Here is a 19,247-nt window from a genome sequence, read left to right as displayed (position 1 = left end):
TTCACACCCCCGAGGACCTCCGGCAGGTCGCCGCGAAACTCAACCGCCGGCCCCGGCCCACCCTGAACCTGGAAACCCCAGCCAACCGGCTGAACCAGCTGCTGCACGCAGCCTAACCCCCTGCGTTGCTCCCACTGATTGACTTTGCCGCGTCGGGATGGGCGCTAAGTGACCCCGCGATGCCCATTGCTTTCGGGGGTGCGGGATCAGGCCTCCCGGCCGGCCAGGGCCCGCCACAGGAAATGCTGGCTGCGGCTCTGCAGGGCAGCCGCCTGCCGGTTGTCCGAGGCCCCCGCGTGGCCGCCCTCGAGGGCTTCGTGGAACCAGACATTGGGGATGCCCATGGCCTGCATGCGGGCCGCCATCTTCCTGGCCTGGACCGGGCCCACCCGGTCATCCGAGGTGGCCGTCCAGATAAACGTCTCCGGGTAGTCCACGCCGTCTTTGAGCAGGTGGTACGGGGAGAACGTCTTCAGGAACTCCCACTGTTCCGGCACATCGGGGTCGCCGTATTCGCCGATCCAGGAATAGCCCGCGGAGAGTTTGGTGTACCGGCGCATGTCCAGGAGCGGGACCCCGCAGGACACGGCGCCGAACAGCTCCGGGTACTGCGTGAGCATGTTGCCCACCAGCAGTCCGCCGTTGGAGCCGCCCACGCAGCCGAGCCGCTCCCGGGACGTGACGCCGCGGGAGATCAGGTCCTTCGCCACGGCGGCGAAGTCCTCGTAGGCGCGGTGGCGGTTGCCCTGCAGCGCGGCGCGGTGCCAGGCCGGCCCGTACTCGCCGCCGCCGCGGATGTTCGCCACCACGTAGACGCCGCCGCGGCGGTGCGGGGCCTCACCCACGGCGCCGCTGGACTCCGCAGTCCGTCGCTCCAGCCACGCGCGGCCGATCGCCCCGCTGTATGCCGGAGTCCGCGAAATCTCGAAGCCGCCGTAGCCGGACAGCTGCGTGGGGTTCTGGCCGTCCAGCACGAGGTCCTTGGCGGCCACCTGGAAGTACGGAACCTTCGTCCCATCGCTTGAGACCGCGAAGTGCTGCTGGACTTCGTAGTCGGCCTCGTTGAAGAACGACGGCGAAGTCCGGATCACCTCGTGCGTACTGGTGACGGAGCCACCATCGCGTCCAAGGGTCCCGCGGGTCAAGGTGGTGGGCGTCGTGAAGCCGGTGGCTACGAGCCAGAAGTCGTTCCCTGCTCCCGGAGCCTCGCCCTCGGCCACCGAGGCGTCGCCGCCGGTGCCGTCATCGTCCGAGCCCTCGGCGTCGTCTTCGTCATCCACTGCGAAAGCATTGACGTCGTGCAGGGGCGGGCAGGCGTCCAGCACGGTGGCCTCCCACGCGGCGTCCGTCCCCGGGCGCCGCGGATCCAGGACGTGGATTTCCGAGGACACGTCCCGGAGCAGGTTCAGCAGCAGGAAGTCCCTGGTCCAGCTCCAGGACTGCAGTGAGGTGTGCGGATCGGGCGTGAAGAGCACGGCGAGGTCCCTGGAACCGGCGAGGAAGTCCTCGAACCCGGCAGCGAGCAGGGAACCCGCCGGGTGCGTGGTGCCGTTGACGGTCCAGTCACGCTGCGGGCGGAACAGGAGCCATTCGCGGTGCGAACTCAGGTTCACGTCGGCGGGCACGTCGATCTGTAGCCACTGGCCGTCGCGCAGCACGGAGGTGTTCTTCTCGAAGAAGCTGATCCAGTCGACGGCGAATGTGCGTTCGAAGCCCGGAGTGGAGTCGTGGGCCACGATCGCCATCATGTGGTCCTCGGGAATCTCGAAAATCTGCTCTGCCTGCGCCAAGGAAGACCCCCGGTGCAGCTTCACCCCGGTCCGGGCATAGGACGAGGTGGTCCGTGGCAGGTCCTGGGCGGTGGTGGCGACGAGCAGGGTGTCCCCGTCCAGCCAGGACGCGTTGCCCTTGCCGGTCGGGAGGTCGAATCCGCCGTCGGCCGGGTCCACGAAGCCGCGGGCCTCGACGTCGAACTCCCTGCGGCGGTTCGCGTCCCCGCCGTCGGGCGAGAAGGCCAGCAGGGCCCGCCGGTGCGGTTCACCCGGGCCCGGACGGAGGAAGTTGGCGCCGTGGAAGACCCAGTCCTGGCCCTCGGCAGCGGCGAGGGCGTCGACATCCAGCAGGACATCCCACTCTGGAGTCCCGGCCCGGTAGCTGTCCCAGCTGGTTCGGCGCCACAGGCCCTTGGGGTTGTCCCGGTCCTTCCAAAAGTTGTAGTACCACTCGCCGTGCTTGCCCACCATGGGGATCCGGTCGGTGGAGTCGAGAACCTCCAGGAGCCTGCCCTCCAGGGCGGCGTACTCGGTATCTTCGAGGAGCTCCTCGGTGCGGGCGTTCTGTTCACGGACCCACGCCAGCTGCTCCTGGCCGTAGATGTCCTCCAGCCAGATGTTCTCGTCGACGGGTTCGGGGGAAGTCCCTGCCGCCGGGAGGGCGCCGCTGGCTTGGCCGGACGCGGACGGGTGATCAGCTTCTGTGGTGGTCATTTCTCAATCCAAGAACATCGGTGCGGCAGTAGCAAGTCACGCCGGCGTCAAGCCAGCGGCCGGGTTGCCGATACGCTGGATGCCGTGGGCACATCGCGAAGCATCCGGACGGCAGTGATAGGCGCCGGTCCCCGGGGCACGAGCGTGCTGGAACGGCTCCTCGCCAATTGGCCCTCCGCCGGCGCCGCGGGAACCCTGCACGTCGACGTGATCGACCCCTACCCGGCGGGCCCGGGGCACGTCTGGCAGCCCGGACAGTCGCGGCTGTACCTGATGAACACACAATCCTTCTATCCCACCCTGGTCCCCGAGGACCCGGAACTTGCTCCGCCACTTGCCGGGCACACGTTCGACCAGTGGCGCGAACTCCAGCAGGGCCACCCCCAGCCAGCACTCACTGACGAGGAACGCGACGAGGTGTCCAGGCTCGGCGAGGCGGACTTCCCCAGCCGGGCCCTCTATGGCCGTTACCTGCGGTCCACCCTCGAAGAACTACTCTCCGTGCTGCCAGCCGGCGTCAGCGTGGACTTCCACCCGGCGACGGCGACCTCCGTCCGTCACGCCGCCGCCGAGCCGGTCGACCCGGCGGACGCCGCCCCTGGGGAATCGTCGGTGCGGTTCGACGTCGTGCTCGACGACGGGACGGTGCTTACCGTCGACTCCGTGGTGCTTGCCATGGGCCATCTGGACGCACGGCTGAACGCCGAACAGCGGGAGCTGCTCTCCGCTGCGGAGGAACTCGGACTCCTGTACGTCCCGCCTGCGGCGCCCGCCGACGTCGACTGGTCCGTGGTGCCGGCCGGAAAACCTGTCCTGGTGCGCGGCATGGGCCTGAACTTCTTCGACGTGATGGGACAGCTGACGGAAGGGCGCGGCGGCCGGTTCGTTGCCGGGGAAAGCAACACAGAACTGACGTACCTGCCATCCGGCCGCGAGCCGCTCATCATCGCGGCCTCGCGCCGCGGAACCCCGTACCGGGCGAAGGCGACGCTTACCGGCTACTACCCGGGCGAGGTCCAGTTGCGGTACTGCACCGAGGACGCGATCGCGAAGTTCGCCGAATCCGGAATCCGGCCCTCTTTCGACTTCGACCTCTGGCCGCTGCTGCACCGGGACGCGATCTGGGCCTACTACTCGACCCTCGCGCGCTCGCAGCCCGATGCCATCCTGACCGGGCCGGTCGAGTTCCTGCGCGCCCTGGAGGAGGCCCTACGGCCGCACGCTCACTCGACCGCTAAGTGGGAGAACGCCGCGGAATCGGTGATTTCCGTCCATGTCCGGGCAGCCCACCGTCTGGACCTGCTCGGTCTCGCGGCGCCCCTGGCCCGGCGCTCGTTTGGCTCCCGGATTGAACTGGACGCCGCCGTCGTCGACTACCTTCTCGACGACGCCCTGCGCTCGGCACTGGGCGAGGACGACCCCGTGAAGATGGCGATCGGCGCGCTGCACCACGGCCGGGCGGTACTGAAGACCGCCGTGGCCGACAGCGGCATCACGGACGAATCCTGGGTCGCGGGCCTCCGCGGCTGGTTCGAATCCTTCGTCGAAGGCCTGGCTAGCGGGCCGCCGGCGCTGCGCGCTGAGCAGCTCGCGGCGCTGGCTCGGGCGGGAGTCGTACGCTTTGTGGGTCCGGACCCCAAATTCGGCGTGGACCGCCGGGCCCGGACGTTCACGGCGGCGTCGCCCTGGGTGGGCGGCGAAACCGATGAGACCCTGGGCGAAGGGTCAGAGGGCGCTGGACTGGACAGGGCCGGACTGGACAGCGCTGGACTGGACAGGGCCGGACTGGACCGTGTGGGCGTGGGCTCTGTTAGTGCTGGCGCCGGGGCTTCCGCTGGCGCGAGTGCGGTCGGCGCGAGTGTTGGCGCTGGCAGCGGCATCGTGGGTGGCGCGGGCATGCACAGCGCCGGTGTTCGGGGCCCTGGCTCAGCGAGGGCGCGGACGGAGAGCGCCGTGCCGGGTGCGGTGTCCGCGACGGCGATGATCGAGGCCCTGGCACCGGCCAACCGGGTAGCCGTCAATTCCTCGCCTCTGCTGGAACAGCTGCTCGCCGAGGGGTTGGTGCGGCCGCGCCTCATGATGACCGTGGAGGGAACCCCGGTGGAGACCTCCGGGCTGGAGGTCGTCCCGCATCCGTATCGGCCGGTGGGTGCCAACGGGTCCGTGACGCCGGGACTCTACGTGTTGGGGCTCCAGCTCTCCGCCACGCAATGGGGAACGGCCATTGCCGCCGAGGCCCGGCCGAAGTCAGGCCCCGTCTACCGCAGCGGACAGCGTACCCTCCGCGACGCCGACGAGATCGCCCGCGACATCCTGGCTCATTAGCCCGCCCTCGACCGGTTCTCAGGAACGGACATGTCCTTCCTTGGGGCCGGGCACTGGACATGTGGTGCTTATGTCCAGTGCTGCGGGCCAAGGATGGACATGACCCGTGGTTAGCCTGCCTCGCAAAAACGGACATGCCCTTCCTTGGGGCCGGGCACTGGACACGTGGTGCTTATGTCCAGTGCTGCGGGCCAGGGGAGGGCATGTCCACTGATGCGGTGCTACGCGCCTAGCCCTTGAGGCACTTCTGGTACTGGATCCATGCAATTGAATACTTGATCCAGCCGAAGACGTCGTACCACTTCGTCGGCTTGACCGGAGGCGTGCACTTTGGCGGGACGGGGACGCTGGCCGCGACCAACACGGCCGCTTTCACTACGGTGCCGGATTCGACGGCGGTGAGCGCCAGGGTGCCCGTGCCTGCGGCGGCGCCGGCCGGAACCAACACACTCACATTGGCGGCGCCGGCGCTCACCGGTACCGTGCCAAGGGACGTCACCTTACCTGCAGCATCCGTGAACTCGACGCGCAGCGAGACGTTCACCGGGCTGCCCAGCGAGGTGAGGTCCAGCTTCGAAACGGCCAGGGTGATGGATTCCCCGCCCTTGACCTCGGCCGCCGTCGTGTTCACCACGGCCACCGAGCGTCGGGCGAAGTCGGGCGAGACCGGGTTGTGGGTCTGCAAGTACTTGATCCAGGCATCGCGGTCCACGAGCCCTGAGTCCTTGGTGCCTGCGCCTTCCTTGAAGATGCGGAAGTTGTCGCCACCGGTGGCCAGGAAGTTGAACGTCCCGATCCGGTAGGACTTTGCCGGGTCAATCACTGCACCGTTGACCCGGATCGAGGTGATCCGGTCACCGGCGGCGCGGGCGGCGTCGTAGGTGTAGTTCACATTCTTGGACAGGCCCAGCTGCTGGTACGCGCGGCTGGGAACCGTGCCGTCCGGGTTGGTCTGCCACTGCTGCTCCAGCAGGGTCTTGAACTGGGCACCGGTGAGGGACGTGGTCCACAGATTGTTCACGAACGGCAGTACCGCGTTGGCCTCCGCGTACGTGATGGTGCCGTCGGGCGCGTAGTACAGCTCGTTGCGCAGGCCGCCGGGGTTGACGACGCCGATTTCGGCGGAGCCGAGGTCCGGCGCCTTCAGCGCATCCACCAGGGAGTCCGCCACGAGGTTGCCGAGAGTGGACTCGCTGGCCCGGTCATCGCGCACGGCCGGGGAACCGGCGAACGCCGTGGTGATATCCGCGGTGACCTTCCCGACTGGCTGGTTGCCGACCACGGCGGCTTCGGCCAGGGCCTTGTCCACGATGGTCTTCACGGCCGCGACCCGCGGGTACTGCGCCACCAGGTCGGCAGCCGGCTGCGCGGCGCTGGTGGTGCGCTGGACGTTGCCGGCCTTGTACCCGGTCACCGACATGGTCTTGGTGTCGATGGTCAGCTGGATCTGGCCGATGAACTCGCCGTAGTTTCCGGTCTGGACGATCGGGCGGGTCCTGCCGGTGGGCTGGCCTGCAGAATCCAGGATGGGCGCGTCCCAGGAGTACTGCTTGTGGGTGTGGCCGTTGAAGATCGCGGCAACATCCGGGGTGACCTTCTGGACCATCTTGGCGAAGGGGCCGCCGGCGGCGATTTCCTGCTCCAAAGTGGCGCCGTCGGGCGCGCCTGACCCGGCGCCGTCGTGGTTCTCCACGATGATGACGTCGGCGAGTTTGTCCGCCTTGATCTTTGCCGCGACCCGGTTGATGGCGTCGACGGGATCGCCGAACTCAAGGTCCGCAATGCCCGAGGGCGTGACCAGGGAGGGCACTTCCTGCGTGACGGTGCCGATCACGGCGACCTTGACGCCGTTCATGTCCAGGACGGTGTATTCCGGCAGGACCGGGGTGGTGGTGCCTTTCGCATAGACGTTGGCGCCCAGGTACGGGAACTTGGCGTTGGTCCCGCCGGCGGTGACGCGGTCGCGCAGGTCAGCCCAGCCGCCGTCGAACTCGTGGTTGCCCACCGCGGAGGTGCGCAGGTCCAGTGCGTTCAGCACGTCAATCGTCGGCTGGTCCTTGGCCACCGCCGAGGCGAACAAGGAGGCGCCGATGTTGTCGCCGGCCGAAATGAACGCCGTGGCGCCCGGGGCGGCGGCGGCGCGCAACTTCTCGATGGTCCCCGCGAAGAACACGGTGTTGGAATCGATGCGGCCGTGGAAGTCGTTGATGCCCAGGAAGTTCAGCTCCACGCTGGCCGGGGTGACGGGCAAGTTCAGGCCCACCACCACCGGATCGTGGTCGCTGGCGCGGAACTGGTCCGGAGCGTAGTAGTCGGTGACGTTGTTGTTGTAGCGGCTGTACTCCAGGGCCACGGACTCCACGGAGTTGATGTTCCAGATGTCCGCGCCGGTGACGGCGGCGTTGGCCGCCGGCGAGGCGAGGATGTGATCCAGCGAGCCCACGAGGCCGCCGAACAGATAGGAATGCTTGGCAGAACCGTCGGCGTTTTTCGCCTTCTCGTCCTGGTTGACGTATCCGGCGCCCGTGAGGACGTTGATCGGGTCTTCCTTGGCGTAGGAGTTGAAGTCGCCGATCAGGAAGACCTTGTCGGTGCCCTTGGACTTCTGCAGTTCGTCGGAGAACGCCAGCAGGGACTTGGCCTGGGCGGTGCGGGCGAGGTTGGAGGCGCCCTGGCCCTTGTCGGTGTCCTCCGGTGTGGCGGCGGAACCCTTGGACTTGAAGTGGTTGGCGATCGCGATGAACTTCTTGTCATCGGCGGCGCCCACGGGCTTGAAGACCTGGGCCATCGGCTTGCGGGCGCTGGCGAAAGCGACCGTGTCGTTGTGGATGATGGACTCGCCGATCGGTTCCGCGGCAGCTTTCTTGTAGATGAACGCGGTGCGGATCATGTCCTCATCGGCCAGCGGGGGTGCGTTGGCGGGCGTACGGACATAATCCCAGATCCCCGGGGTGGCGATGTTGAGCGCATCCACCAGCTTGGCGAGCGCGTCGTCCCGGTTCTTGCCGAACTGGGCAGAGTTTTCGACCTCCATCAGGGTGACGACGTCGGCCCCGGACTTGGAGATGGCGGCGACAATCTTGTCCTGCTGCCGTTTGAGGTTTTCCGCGTTCGCGGCGCCGCGGACGTCGCAGCCGCCCTTGACGGTGATGGGGTTGCCGTCCCGGTCCGGGTAGAAGGTGCAGCCCGCCACCTGGTCGCCCGTGGTGGGGAAGTAGTTGAGCACGTTGAAGGAGGCGAGCTTGAGGTTCCCGCCCACGGCGGCCGGAGTGTCCGCCCGGGTGGCGCCGAAGCTTGCCGGCTGGACGGTGTCCGCGTTGGCGGGCGTCAGCTGGGTCAGGGGCTGGAACTTCCAGGCACTGTTCGCATAGCTGAGCACCACGTTGGTTTTGAACGTCACGGGCGCGCCGACCCGGACGTGATCGGCCCGGGTCAGGTACGGGAGCACCTGGGCCTTGGTGGCGGCGTCCTTGAGGAAGTTCGTGGTGGCGCCGTCGTCGAGCTTGATGCCGCGGGCGGCGTTGGCCGCGACCGTGGCCGTGTACTCCGCGGAGCCGAAGGGCGCGACGGCGGTGGGCTGTGCCAGGGCTGTGCTGCCGCCGGCCAGGCCGATCTCGCCGTACTGGTTCAGCGAGAAGTTGTCCGCCACAGTGACCGGACCCTGCGGGGTGAGCAGCATGCCTTCGAGGGACTCGCGGAAGGCCTCGTCGGCGGGGAGGGCGAAGCCGGTGGCCTTGACCTCGGGGGCGGCCTCGGTGAGCTTCTTCAGATCGGCCGCCGCGGTGACGTTCAGCTGGGTCATGCCGAAGAATTCGCTGACTGCGCCGGTGAGTTCGACGTAGTCGCCGATCCTGACGGAGCCGACCGTGGACGGCGAGTAGACGAACACAGCGTCCGACGCCGCGTGGTTGGCTGGCGTGAGATCGCCGCCCGTGCCGGGCGTCTGGACGTAGTAGCCGGCGAAGCCGCCGGTGGGGAACGTGGCAGTGACCCTGCCGCGCGTGGTGACCGCTGATCCGGCCAGCGGGCTCGCGGCGCCGTTGCCCTGGATTTCGGCAATGGTCTTGGCGGCCGGGGGAGTACCCGGTCCCGGATCCACAGGCGGGTCCACGGGAGGGTCGACAGGAGCGGGGGCGGCGCCATTGGCGGCCTTCGGCGTGATGGCCGCGTTGAGCGTGGCGTCAGCGGAGTTGTTGTTGGTGTCCGCGCCGTTGCTGCGGTTCAGGCTCTTGACGTCGGTATTACCCGACGGCGCGGCGGCCGCCTGCGTCTCGAACGTGTTGGAGGTGCCGTAACCGAGCAGGTCGGCGACATTGGCCGGTTCAATGACTGAGCCGGTCGGCAGCGGGTTGAGCGCGCCGGCCTGCCTGGCCAGCACGATCGTGCCGCCAGCCCCGGCCGGGTTGAAACCGGTGGCGGTGGCGTCTGCGGTCGGCAGGTCCGCGCCGGCCGTGCCGTTGCTGCCGCCCTTAAGCAGGTAGTAGCCCTTGGCGGGGATACTCCCGGTCAGGGCAGCCACCGAGCTCGGCGTCCCGGTCCCGGTGCCGGAGCGGTACTGGAGGGACCAGCCCTCCAGCGAGACGGGCTCATCGGAGCCGTTGTAGAGCTCGACGAACTTGTTCTTAAAGGCCGCGCCGGAGCTGCCGCCGCTGAGGTAGGCCTCGTTAATGACCACCGGCGAGGTTCCGGTTGCCGCCGGGGCGGCCTCCACGGCATTGGCCGGCCCCGCCGCCAGCGGAGCCGCGATAAGCGCCGCCGACAAGGCTGTGCCAAGCACTGTTTTCCAGGGTGTTGGTTTCATCCGCTCTAACTCTCATTAGGGTGCCCCGGGTAGGGGGCAGGGTGCCGTTAAAGGCAGGGTGCAGTGCGTCCGCAGGGTGCAGCGGAAAGTGGCCGGCCTGAACTCCTGGTCAAGTCGCGCCGGGCCCATCCAAACAGGGGTGAATGAACAACGCATGGAATAAACGTGCATTCGGCGGGACGTCCCCCAGCGAGACGCGCCGCAGCCTTCCCGGAGCGGCTCGAAAGCCCCGGGCAATGGTGACTGGTGTTGCAGGTGAGCGGCAGCCGGGTGCCTCCACCGGACGCTCCACAGCAGAATACCGGCCAGTAGCCCTTGGGAAAGGGTCTGGCCGGTATTTCTTACAACAATTTTTGTAATTAGGTGGGACGGGCCCTCCGGCCCCGCTCCTTTATGCGTCCGCGGCGGGCTGATCGCCCTGTCCGGTATCAGCCACGATCTTGAACATGGCACCGGTGGGGTCGGTCAGCGTGGCAAGCCGTCCGAAGGGGGTGTCGTCCGGCCCGTCGATCACCGTGGCGCCGAGGGCCACGGCCTTCTCGATGGAGGCATCGGCATCTTCAACGGCGAAGTAGACCTGCCAGTTGGACGGGACCTCGGCGGGGAGGTAGGCCGAAGCATCCATGATCCCGGCCTTAGCCGCCTGGCCTGCGCCCAGTGTGGTGTAACGGAATTCCGGAGTGTCGGACATGACGTCGGTGTCCCAGCCGAACACGTCCTGGTAGAACTTGACGGCGGCGGCGTAATCCTTGGTGTGGAGCTCGTGCCAGGCCGGGGCGCCGGGCTCGGCCGCCAGTTCGTAGCCCGTCATTTCAGCCGGCTGCCAGACGCCGACCGACGCGCCGGTGGCGTCCGCGATCATCGCCATGCTGCCCTGCTCGGGAACCTCCATGGGCTGCATGTAGACCTGGGCGCCGTGCTCCGTGGCGGCCTTGACGGTGGCGGCGGCATCCTCCGAGCGCAGGTACGTGGACCACATGTCCGGCCAGGCGGACTGATCCGCCTGCTTCTGCATCAGGCCGGCCACGGACTTGCCGTCCTTCCAGGCCGTGATGTAGCCGCCGTATTTTTCTTCGTCGCCGGTCTGGTAGGTCCAGCCGAACAACGCCGCGTAGAACGACTTGGCCTTCTCGGCATCGGATGTCATGAGGTCGATCCAGCACGGTGCGCCGTTGGAGTGGTCGGGTGTAGGCATGAGGGCTCCTGCTCTCTGCGGCGGCACGGGCATCGTTGTGCGGCCGCCGGGCTCTGGTGGGTGGTGGAGAAGGGGTTGGAGACTTGGTGGTGGAGACACAGAGAGACTATGACGGGGCACCGACACTTTCAATGGCCCGGCAGGGGGAGCTGCCGTTGGCGGGCAGATTAGGGCGAATACGGGTCCCGGGTCCGCCCTGACCTGCCCGTCAGATGAACTTGCCCCCTGCGGCGCTCGTAGTCGGCCACCGAGCCTGTGGATAACGGGGAACGCGCGGGTGCTCAATGTGGCCTAATGGTCCAATGGCGACGGCTAAACCCCTGCCTAGCGCACTGTCGGCAGGTTCCTTTACGATCGGCGAGGGGCGCCTCCACGGCCTGTCACCCGGACGGATCAAGGCTCGTGATCTCCATGTGCCCAGCCGCGGCATCAGGGTTCCGGCAACCCAGGGGCAGTCGCTGCTCGCCCGAGCCCGGCCGTACACGCAGTTGGGTCCGCCGGATGCCGTGAGTTTCTATTCCGCGGCCCAGATCCACGCTTTCCGCATGCCTGACGCGTTGGGGACCCGCCTTCCGCCGTCGGCCCACTTGCTTCACCTGACTCGGAATGGATCCGCTGCTCCCCGCCGAAAGGGGGTGGTCGGTCACCGCGCGACCTTGGACCCTTCCGACGTCGTGCGCCGTGCGGGCGTGCCAGTGACGAGCGAGGCCCGTACCCTGCTGGACTTGGCCGGAACCGGCCACCTGACCCTTGAGGACCTCGTGGTCATTGCCGACGGCCTGGTGTGTGAGCATCTCCGCTGGCCGCACTCGAAAACTGCGCAGCTTCCCCTGACGGATCTCCGGGACTACACAGCACGCCAGCGCTGCGCGGCCGGTCTTCCATTGCTCCGGAAGGCGCTCACGCTGGTGCGGGTGGGCGTCGATTCACCGCCGGAGACACGGTTGCGCCTGCTCTTTGGCCGCTCCGGATTGCCGCGCTTTGAGCCGGATTTCGTGCTGATCGACGAGCAAGGACTCCCTTTGTGGGTGGACCTTGGGTGCCCGGACTACAAGCTTGCGGTTGAGTACGACGGCGGACATCACCTGACGCCAGCCCAGCATCAGGCAGACGCGCTCCGTGCCGAACGCACTATTGGCGCGGGGTGGCGCCAACTTGTGCTCAGCAACGTGGATGTCAGGGCCGGTGAGGCCTGGGTGCTGGTGCGCGTGCGGCAGGCGTTGCGGGCACAGGGGTGGCCCGGCTGAGGTCCTCCGCGCTCCTGGCTCATGGCGGTAGGCAGACGGCTGCAGGGCAGATCAGGGCGAATACCGGGGATGGATGCGCCCTGATCTGCCCCCAGAATGCGACCGCCCCCCGAAACCGCAAAGGGGCAGCGGCCACAGCGCAAAAATGCCCCCGTTTCCGGCATGAAATGCAGGAAACGGGGGCATTGTTCGCGGAAGGTAAGAGATTCGAACTCTTGGTACGGGGTCACCGCACACTGGTTTTCAAGACCAGCTCCATCGGCCGCTCGGACAACCTTCCCTAACGAGTAGTCTTTCATAGGCAGTCGGCTGCAACAAAAACCATAAAGACGGTGCGCTTGCGGACGCGTGCCGTTCCCCGCCATATTCTGGGGAGTGATGTTGATCGGACCTGGCGATCGCGGCGAACGTGCGCGGAGCCAGTTAGGAATCGGGAGTGCTCCATGAAGGCTGTCTACATTTCAGAGCCCGGCGGACCCGAGGTCCTGGAAGTCCGTGAGGTTCAGGCCCCGGTGGCCGGCCCCGGCGAGGTGCTGATCGACGTCGTGGCCGCGGGCCTTAACCGTGCCGATGTCCAACAGCGCAAAGGGCTCTACCCGCCGCCGCCGGGTGCCTCCGAGGTCCCCGGGCTGGAGGTCTCCGGCCGGATTGCCGGGTTCGGCCCGGGGGTAACCAAGGCATTTTCAGTGGGGGACAAGGTGGTGGCGCTGCTCGCCGGCGGCGGTTATGCCCAGCAAGTGGCCGTTCCTGCCGGGCAGGTCCTGAGGATCCCCGACGGCGTGGATCTGGTCACGGCGGCAGCGTTGCCCGAGGTCGCGGCGACGGTCTATTCCAACCTGATCATGACGGCGCAGCTGCAGCCGGGCGAAACGGTCCTGATCCATGGGGCCACGGGCGGTATTGGCACCATGGCCATCCAGCTGGCCAAGGCGGTTGGCGCCCGGGTGGCGACCACGGCGGGGAACGCGGAAAAGGTCGGCACAGCTAAGGCCTTCCTCGGTGCGGACATCGCCATCAACTACGCGGAGGAAGACTTCCCGGCGAGCCTGCGCGCGCAGAACGGCGGCAAAGGCGCAGATGTCATCCTCGACGTCGTCGGAGCCAGATACCTCGAGCAGAACATCGATGCGCTCGCCGACTACGGGCGGCTCGTGGTGATCGGGCTGCAGGGCGGTGCGAGGGCGGAACTGGACCTTGGGCAGCTGTTGCGGAAGCGGGCCGCCATCATCGCCACCGCACTGCGTCCCCGCCCGGTCGAGGAAAAGAGCGTGATCATGAACGCCGTCCGCGACGCCGTGTGGCCGATGCTCACTGACGGCAGGATCAGGCCCCTCGTGGCCAAGACCTTCCCGCTGGCCCAGGTGGCCGCTGCGCACACGTACTTCGATTCCGGCGACCATGTGGGCAAGGTCCTGCTGGTCATGTAGCAGGGCACCGGCTGGATTAAACCGCAGGCCGGGAGCTACTTATTCCGTCCGGAGCATGCGTTGTTTTGCGGCAGGGGCAGTAAAAGCGATAGCGTAGGTCCATACGCGGTATACACGCGTCTTGGGGCGCGTGTATGCTGTGTGGTTTCGTGACCTCCGGGAGCGCCATGTCTATCCGTCACAGTCTCCTCGCCCTCTTGCAGGACCGCCCGCGCTACGGCTACCAGCTCAGGACCGAATTCGAGGACCGCACGGGTTCCTCCTGGCCGCTGAACATCGGGCAGGTCTACACCACCCTTGACCGGCTGGAACGCGACGGGCTGGTCCGCAACGACGGCGGCGACGGCGACGGGCACGTCATCTACAGCATCACCACGGCCGGCCAGGCAGAAGTCCGTGACTGGTTCGCGGCCCCGGTATCCCGAGCGAACCCGCCCCGCAATGAACTGGCTATCAAGCTCGCGGTCGGCCTCACGATCCCCGGGACCGACGTCGGCGCCATCATCCAGGCCCAGCGGGCCGTGTCCATCCGGGCGCTGCAGGAGTACACAAAGTCCCGCCGCGACACGGCCGCGCTCCAGCGCCCGGCCGACACCGCGAGGCTCCTGGTGCTGGACTCCCTCATCTTCCAGACCGAAGCCGAAGTGCGCTGGCTGGACCTCTGCGAGGCCCGCCTCATGCAGCTCAGCAACCTCCAGGGGTAGCCTGGCGCACCGCTCGTCGCGCGAACCCTGCCGCCGGGCGCAGGACGGCCGCCGGAGGGCGGCCGCATTGGTAGGGTGCGGGGGGCAGTTCTGTACCGGTGGACTGCCCAGCTGGGTTTCTCAAGGAGGAGACATGGGCACAATGCCAGATGGCACAAAACGCGACAGCACGAACAGCGACATGCACAGCAGCGCGCAGGGCAGCAGCACGCACGGAACAGTACAACTCGACGACGGGATCGTCCCGGATCCGTCCCTCCCACCGACGTCGGTGGATGAGTCTGTCCGCGACTCCGCGGACCGCACCTGGACGCCGGCCAAGATCGCGCTGTGGGCGGCCATCGCGCTACTGGGCGGCGTCGCCTGGTTCATGCTCGCTATCATCCGCGGCGAGACCGTCAACGCCATCTGGTTTGTGTTCGCGTCGGTCTGCACGTACCTGATCGGCTACCGCTTCTACTCCAAGGTCATTGAGCGCTACCTGGCCAAGCCCAACGACCGGCGCGCCACCCCGGCCGAATACAAGGCCGATGGCAAGGACTACGTCCGCACGGACCGCAACGTCCTGTTCGGCCACCACTTCGCCGCCATCGCCGGCGCCGGACCCCTGGTGGGCCCGGTCATCGCGGCCCAGATGGGCTACCTTCCCGGCACGATCTGGATCATCATCGGCGTCGTCCTGGCCGGCGCCGTCCAGGACTACCTCGTCCTGTTCTTCTCCATGCGCCGCGGAGGCCGGTCGCTGGGACAGATGGCCCGCGAGGAACTCGGCGTGATCGGCGGCACCGCCGCCCTCGTCGCGACCCTGCTGATCATGGTGATCATCGTCGCCATCCTTGCCCTGGTGGTGGTCAACGCCCTGGGCGAAAGCCCGTGGGGTGTCTTCTCGGTAGGCATGACCATTCCGATCGCCCTCTTCATGGGCGTGTACCTGCGCTTCATCCGGCCGGGCAAGGTCATGGAGGTCTCCCTGATCGGATTCGTGCTGCTCATGGCCGCCATCATTGGCGGCGGTGCTGTTGCAGGCACCGAGTGGGGTGCCGCGTTCTTCCACCTGGACAAGGTCACCATCGCATGGGGCCTCATCATCTACGGCTTCATCGCAGCCATCCTCCCCGTCTGGCTCCTCTTGGCCCCCCGCGACTACCTCTCCACCTTCATGAAGATCGGCGTGATCGTGATGCTGGCGCTGGCCATCATCGTGGTCCGCCCCGAGATCACTGTGCCGGCGTTCAGTGAGTACGCCGGCCGCGACAACGGTCCGGTCTTCTCCGGCGCCTTGTTCCCGTTCCTGTTCGTCACGATCGCCTGCGGCGCGCTCTCGGGGTTCCACGCCCTGATCGCCTCCGGCACCACACCGAAACTGATCGAGAAGGAACGCCAGACGCGCCTGATCGGCTACGGCGGCATGCTCATGGAATCCTTCGTGGCGATCATGGCCCTCGTGGCCGCGATCTCCATTGACCGCGGCATTTACTTCGCCATGAACGCCCCCGTGGCGCTGACCGGTGGAACGGTCGAGACGGCGGCCGCCTGGGTCAACAGCCTGGGCCTGTCCGGCGTCAACATCACGGCCGGCGATCTCGCGCAGACGGCTAAGGACGTGGGGGAGCAAAGCATTGTGTCCCGCTCCGGCGGCGCGCCCACGCTCGCCGTCGGCCTGGCGCATATCATGCAGCAGTTCATCGGCGGCACCGCGATGATGGCGTTCTGGTACCACTTCGCCATCATGTTCGAGGCACTGTTTATCCTCACGGCGGTCGACGCCGGCACCCGCGTTGCCCGCTTCATGCTCCAGGACTCGATCGGCAACTTCGTCCCGAAGTTCAAGGAGCACTCCTGGCGCCCGGGCGCGTGGCTCTGCACGGCCATCATGGTGGCGGCCTGGGGCGCGGTCCTGATCATGGGCGTCACCGACCCGCTGGGCGGCATCAACACCCTGTTCCCGCTGTTCGGCATCGCCAACCAGTTGCTGGCGGCCATCGCCCTCTCGGTCTGCCTGGCCATTGCAGCCAAGCGCACCGCCCTGAAGTACCTGTGGATCGTGGCGGTGCCGCTGGCTTTCGCCGCCGTCGTGACCATCATGGCGAGCTTCTACAAGATCTTCTCGCCCGTTCCGGCGGTGGGTTACTTCGCTAACAACGCAGCCTTCGCCAAGGCTCTTGCGGACGGCAAGACGTCCTTTGGAACCGCCAAGACCCAGGCCGCCATGGAAGCCGTGGTCCGCAACACCATGGTCCAGGGGTGGCTGTCGATCATCTTCGTGGTGCTGAGCATCGTCGTCATCATCACTGCAGTGATGGCAACCATCAAGGCTCTGCGGAACTCGGCGGCGGGGCTCCCCAACGCCGAGAACGAAGACCCCGCGCGGGCCTCCCGTGTCTTCGCTCCGGCTGGGTTTGTCCCCACGGCGGCGGAGCGCGACCTCATGACCGAGTGGAACCAGCACCCGGCCGGAGAACGGCTCGAAAAGTCCGGGCACCACTGATGCGGAGCCGGACGTGAACGCGGTACTTGCCGGGTTCCGCGGGTTTGCCGGGTACCTCGGCGGAGTGTTGGGCGCCGACGCCTACAAGAAGTACCTGGAGCACCATGAGGCCTCTGGGCACACCGGGCCGCCCCTGACGGAGCGGGAGTTCTGGCGTGACCGGACAGACCGGCAGGACACCAGTCCGCAGGGGCGGTGCTGCTGAGCGGTGTTGCTGAGCGGTGTTGCTGAGCTCTGCTCCTGAGTGGCGCTGCTGTGAGCAGGTGTCCGGCAAGGCTGGGGGAGGGGCGGTGTTGGGACAAGAGTGTCCGACGCCGCCCTTTCCGCTTCCGGCGGATGCCGGGTCCGCGTCGCCCGGCGCGTGAGAGTATGAAGCCATGAGCGATCAGCATGACACTCAGCCCGGCGCCCAACCGGCCGACGACGTCCCCGTGGAAGGCACGCCCCTGGACGACGCCCGGCCCGGCACGCCCTTGGCGTCACCGGCTGCAGCGCCGGCCGGCCACGCCGGTGGACACGGTTCCGGACCCCGGCCGCCCCGCGGAAGCGAACTACAGGACCTCGTGGACCAACCCGCGAAGGTCATGCGGATCGGCACCATGGTCAAGCAGCTGCTGGACGAGGTGAAGTCCGCACCCCTGGACGACAAGGCCCGCGTCAGGCTCGCCGAAATCCACGACCGTTCCATCAAGGAACTCGAGGACGGACTGGCCCCGGAGCTCGTTGAGGAGCTCGAACGGATCAACCTTCCCTTTTCGGAGAACGCCACCCCCTCCGACGCGGAACTGAGGATAGCCCAGGCCCAGCTGGTCGGCTGGCTGGAGGGGCTCTTCCACGGCATCCAGACGGCCATCGCGGCGCAGCACGCCGCCAGGGAACACGCCTACGCCCAGATGCAGCTGCGCCAGCTGCCGCCGGGAACAGTGATCGCGCCGGGTGTCGTCATCGGGGAGAACGGCGAACCGGTCCGGGCCGCGTCGCCGCGCCGTGGCGCGGATTCCTCGGAGGCCCCTGAACCCGTGGACCCGGACCACGGCCCGGGCCAGTACCTCTAGCGCGACCTTGGGCTTCTTCAGCGCAGCACGGCAAGGCCGCAAGGACGACGCCGAACTCGGCAAGGGCCTCTGGCGGCGCGCCCATGACCGATTCAACCGCGGACTTGACCGCTACCACCAGGTCCTCGAGGGGGTCGAGGACGATGCGCTGTACGGCGAACTCGTCGACATCGCCAACCAGCTCTCCGCTCTCGCGCCCCGGGTGCGGCAGGTCTGCGTGGAGGCCCAGCGGCGGTTTCCCAGCAATGGATTGGATATCCCAGGGCCGCTGGCAGGGGTTCACCGGGCACTGTCGACGGCGGGCAATTCTCTGGCGATGACGGCTGAGGCGGCCGCGATGCTCCGGCTCGCCGTTGGCCCGGTCCCGGCGGGGGCTGCGTCGGTGCGGCGGCGCGCCGATTCCGTGCTGGAGCAGGTCCACGACGCCGAGCGGCGGCTTGCCGAGGCGGACGGCACCGGGTCGAGGCCCGCCTGAGCCGTTCCGCTCATTGGCGTCGGCGGTGGCTGGCTCCGGCTTTGCCAGCAGTCCTGATAGTCCCTGTAATCCCGGTGTTCCCGGTATTCCCGGTTACGCGCCTAGCTTAGCTTCGCTCAAACACTGGCCGGACTCCGCCGATGTTGGCAGGATAGTTATATGACTTTTTCACCGGAACTGACTTTCAATGACGGCAACACCATCCCCCAGCTCGGCTACGGGGTGTGGCAGGTTGAAGATGACGTAGCCGAAAAGGTGGTTGTGCAGGCGTTTGAGGCCGGCTTCCGCCACATCGACACGGCAAAGATCTACGGCAACGAAGCAGGGGTGGGCCGCGCCATTGAGCGTTCCGGCCTCAAACCCGAGGAAATTTTCATCACCACCAAGCTGTGGAACGCGGATCAGGGCTACGAGTCCACCCTGAAGGCGTTCGAGGAGTCCATGGAGCGGCTGGGCCTCGAAACCCTGGACCTGTACCTGATCCACTGGATGCAGCCCAAGCAGGACAAATATGTCGACACATGGAAGGCCCTCATCGAGCTCCAGAAGCAGGGCCGGGTCAAGACCATTGGCGTCTCCAACTTCACCAAGGAGGGCCTGCAGCGCCTGATCGATGAGACCGGCGTGGTTCCGGCCATCAACCAGGTCGAGCTGCACCCGTTCTTCAGCCAGGCCGGACTGCGCGAATTCAACGCGTCCAAGGGCATCCTCACCCAGGCCTGGTCGCCGCTGGGCCAGGGCGGCGAGCTTCTGGAGAGCGCCGTCATTTCCGAGATTGCCGCCAAGCACGGCGCCACCCCGGCTCAGGTTGTCATCGCGTGGCACCTGGCCATCGGCAACGTGGTCATCCCGAAGTCGGTGACCGAGTCCCGAATCCGCGAGAACTACGCGGCACTGGACGTTACCCTCGACGAGACCGACATCCAGGCCATCAACGGACTGGACCGTACCGCCGAAGACGCCGGCCGGATCGGCCCGGACCCGGCTGTCTCCGACTTCGCCTAAGCAACAATCCCACGACGCCGGCAGCCAGCCGACGTTCGC

12 protein-coding genes and 1 tRNA gene are annotated in these 19,247 nt (G+C 67.3%); 9 read left to right on the top strand and 4 right to left on the bottom strand.

Annotated elements, in window-relative coordinates:
- Positions 1 to 206: 206 nt before the first annotated feature.
- Positions 207 to 2,486, bottom strand: coding sequence for a prolyl oligopeptidase family serine peptidase (locus tag AC1DKQ_RS19175; RefSeq protein ID WP_476919855.1), 2,280 nt, complete (start codon positions 2,484 to 2,486; stop codon positions 207 to 209).
- Positions 2,487 to 2,570: 84 nt separating this feature from the next.
- Between AC1DKQ_RS19175 and AC1DKQ_RS19170 the strand changes: the two genes are divergently transcribed.
- Complete coding sequence (locus AC1DKQ_RS19170; RefSeq protein WP_476919854.1) at positions 2,571 to 4,811, top strand: FAD/NAD(P)-binding protein; 2,241 nt, start codon at positions 2,571 to 2,573, stop codon at positions 4,809 to 4,811.
- 229 nt (positions 4,812 to 5,040) lie between these two features.
- Here AC1DKQ_RS19170 and AC1DKQ_RS19165 read toward each other — a convergent pair whose 3' ends face one another.
- Both AC1DKQ_RS19165 and AC1DKQ_RS19160 read right to left on the bottom strand, forming a co-directional pair.
- Positions 5,041 to 9,612, bottom strand: coding sequence for an ExeM/NucH family extracellular endonuclease (locus AC1DKQ_RS19165; protein WP_476919853.1), 4,572 nt, complete (start codon positions 9,610 to 9,612; stop codon positions 5,041 to 5,043).
- A gap of 391 nt (positions 9,613 to 10,003) precedes the next feature.
- On the bottom strand, positions 10,004 to 10,807 hold the full coding sequence (locus AC1DKQ_RS19160) for a VOC family protein (protein WP_476919852.1): 804 nt from the start codon (positions 10,805 to 10,807) through the stop codon (positions 10,004 to 10,006).
- Positions 10,808 to 11,463: 656 nt separating this feature from the next.
- On the opposite strand from AC1DKQ_RS19160, the gene AC1DKQ_RS19155 reads away from it, so the two are divergent.
- Positions 11,464 to 12,054 carry an endonuclease domain-containing protein gene (locus AC1DKQ_RS19155; RefSeq protein WP_476919851.1) on the top strand — a complete coding sequence of 197 codons (591 nt, stop codon included), beginning with the start codon at positions 11,464 to 11,466 and terminating at the stop codon, positions 12,052 to 12,054.
- 192 nt (positions 12,055 to 12,246) lie between these two features.
- Here the strand turns inward: AC1DKQ_RS19155 and AC1DKQ_RS19150 are convergent.
- Positions 12,247 to 12,334, bottom strand: a tRNA-Ser gene (locus AC1DKQ_RS19150).
- Positions 12,335 to 12,497: 163 nt separating this feature from the next.
- Here AC1DKQ_RS19150 and AC1DKQ_RS19145 point away from each other — a divergent pair.
- From AC1DKQ_RS19145 to AC1DKQ_RS19115, 7 genes are all read left to right on the top strand, one after another.
- The gene (locus tag AC1DKQ_RS19145) at positions 12,498 to 13,481 is read left to right on the top strand and encodes an NAD(P)H-quinone oxidoreductase (RefSeq protein ID WP_476919850.1); all 984 of its coding nucleotides are present in this window, start codon (positions 12,498 to 12,500) and stop codon (positions 13,479 to 13,481) included.
- Positions 13,482 to 13,648: 167 nt separating this feature from the next.
- Complete coding sequence (locus tag AC1DKQ_RS19140; RefSeq protein ID WP_277526513.1) at positions 13,649 to 14,185, top strand: PadR family transcriptional regulator; 537 nt, start codon at positions 13,649 to 13,651, stop codon at positions 14,183 to 14,185.
- A 133-nt stretch (positions 14,186 to 14,318) separates the two neighbouring features.
- Positions 14,319 to 16,673, top strand: coding sequence for a carbon starvation CstA family protein (locus tag AC1DKQ_RS19135; protein WP_476919849.1), 2,355 nt, complete (start codon positions 14,319 to 14,321; stop codon positions 16,671 to 16,673).
- Between the two features lie 13 nt (positions 16,674 to 16,686).
- Entirely contained in the window at positions 16,687 to 16,878 is a 192-nt protein-coding gene (locus AC1DKQ_RS19130; RefSeq protein WP_377987145.1) for a YbdD/YjiX family protein, read from the top strand.
- 172 nt (positions 16,879 to 17,050) lie between these two features.
- Entirely contained in the window at positions 17,051 to 17,728 is a 678-nt protein-coding gene (locus AC1DKQ_RS19125) for a bacterial proteasome activator family protein (RefSeq protein ID WP_476919848.1), read from the top strand.
- A gap of 7 nt (positions 17,729 to 17,735) precedes the next feature.
- Positions 17,736 to 18,203 carry a hypothetical protein gene (locus AC1DKQ_RS19120; RefSeq protein ID WP_476919847.1) on the top strand — a complete coding sequence of 156 codons (468 nt, stop codon included), beginning with the start codon at positions 17,736 to 17,738 and terminating at the stop codon, positions 18,201 to 18,203.
- 159 nt (positions 18,204 to 18,362) lie between these two features.
- Complete coding sequence (locus AC1DKQ_RS19115) at positions 18,363 to 19,208, top strand: aldo/keto reductase (RefSeq protein ID WP_476886130.1); 846 nt, start codon at positions 18,363 to 18,365, stop codon at positions 19,206 to 19,208.
- The last annotated feature ends 39 nt before the right edge of the window (positions 19,209 to 19,247 follow it).

The organism is Arthrobacter sp. 05L421, assembly GCF_056397785.1.
The sequence above is the reverse complement of the archived record's forward strand: the minus strand, read 5'-3'. Positions and strand labels throughout refer to the sequence as shown.

Coding starts and splice junctions, on each gene's coding strand:
- AC1DKQ_RS19125 (WP_476919848.1), top strand. CDS start 17,051: ATGAGCGATCAGCATGACACTCAGCCCGGCGCCCAACCGGCCGACGAC.
- AC1DKQ_RS19115 (WP_476886130.1), top strand. CDS start 18,363: ATGACTTTTTCACCGGAACTGACTTTCAATGACGGCAACACCATCCCC.
- AC1DKQ_RS19165 (WP_476919853.1), bottom strand. CDS start 9,612: ATGAAACCAACACCCTGGAAAACAGTGCTTGGCACAGCCTTGTCGGCG.
- AC1DKQ_RS19160 (WP_476919852.1), bottom strand. CDS start 10,807: ATGCCTACACCCGACCACTCCAACGGCGCACCGTGCTGGATCGACCTC.
- AC1DKQ_RS19145 (WP_476919850.1), top strand. CDS start 12,498: ATGAAGGCTGTCTACATTTCAGAGCCCGGCGGACCCGAGGTCCTGGAA.
- AC1DKQ_RS19175 (WP_476919855.1), bottom strand. CDS start 2,486: ATGACCACCACAGAAGCTGATCACCCGTCCGCGTCCGGCCAAGCCAGC.
- AC1DKQ_RS19135 (WP_476919849.1), top strand. CDS start 14,319: ATGGGCACAATGCCAGATGGCACAAAACGCGACAGCACGAACAGCGAC.
- AC1DKQ_RS19140 (WP_277526513.1), top strand. CDS start 13,649: ATGTCTATCCGTCACAGTCTCCTCGCCCTCTTGCAGGACCGCCCGCGC.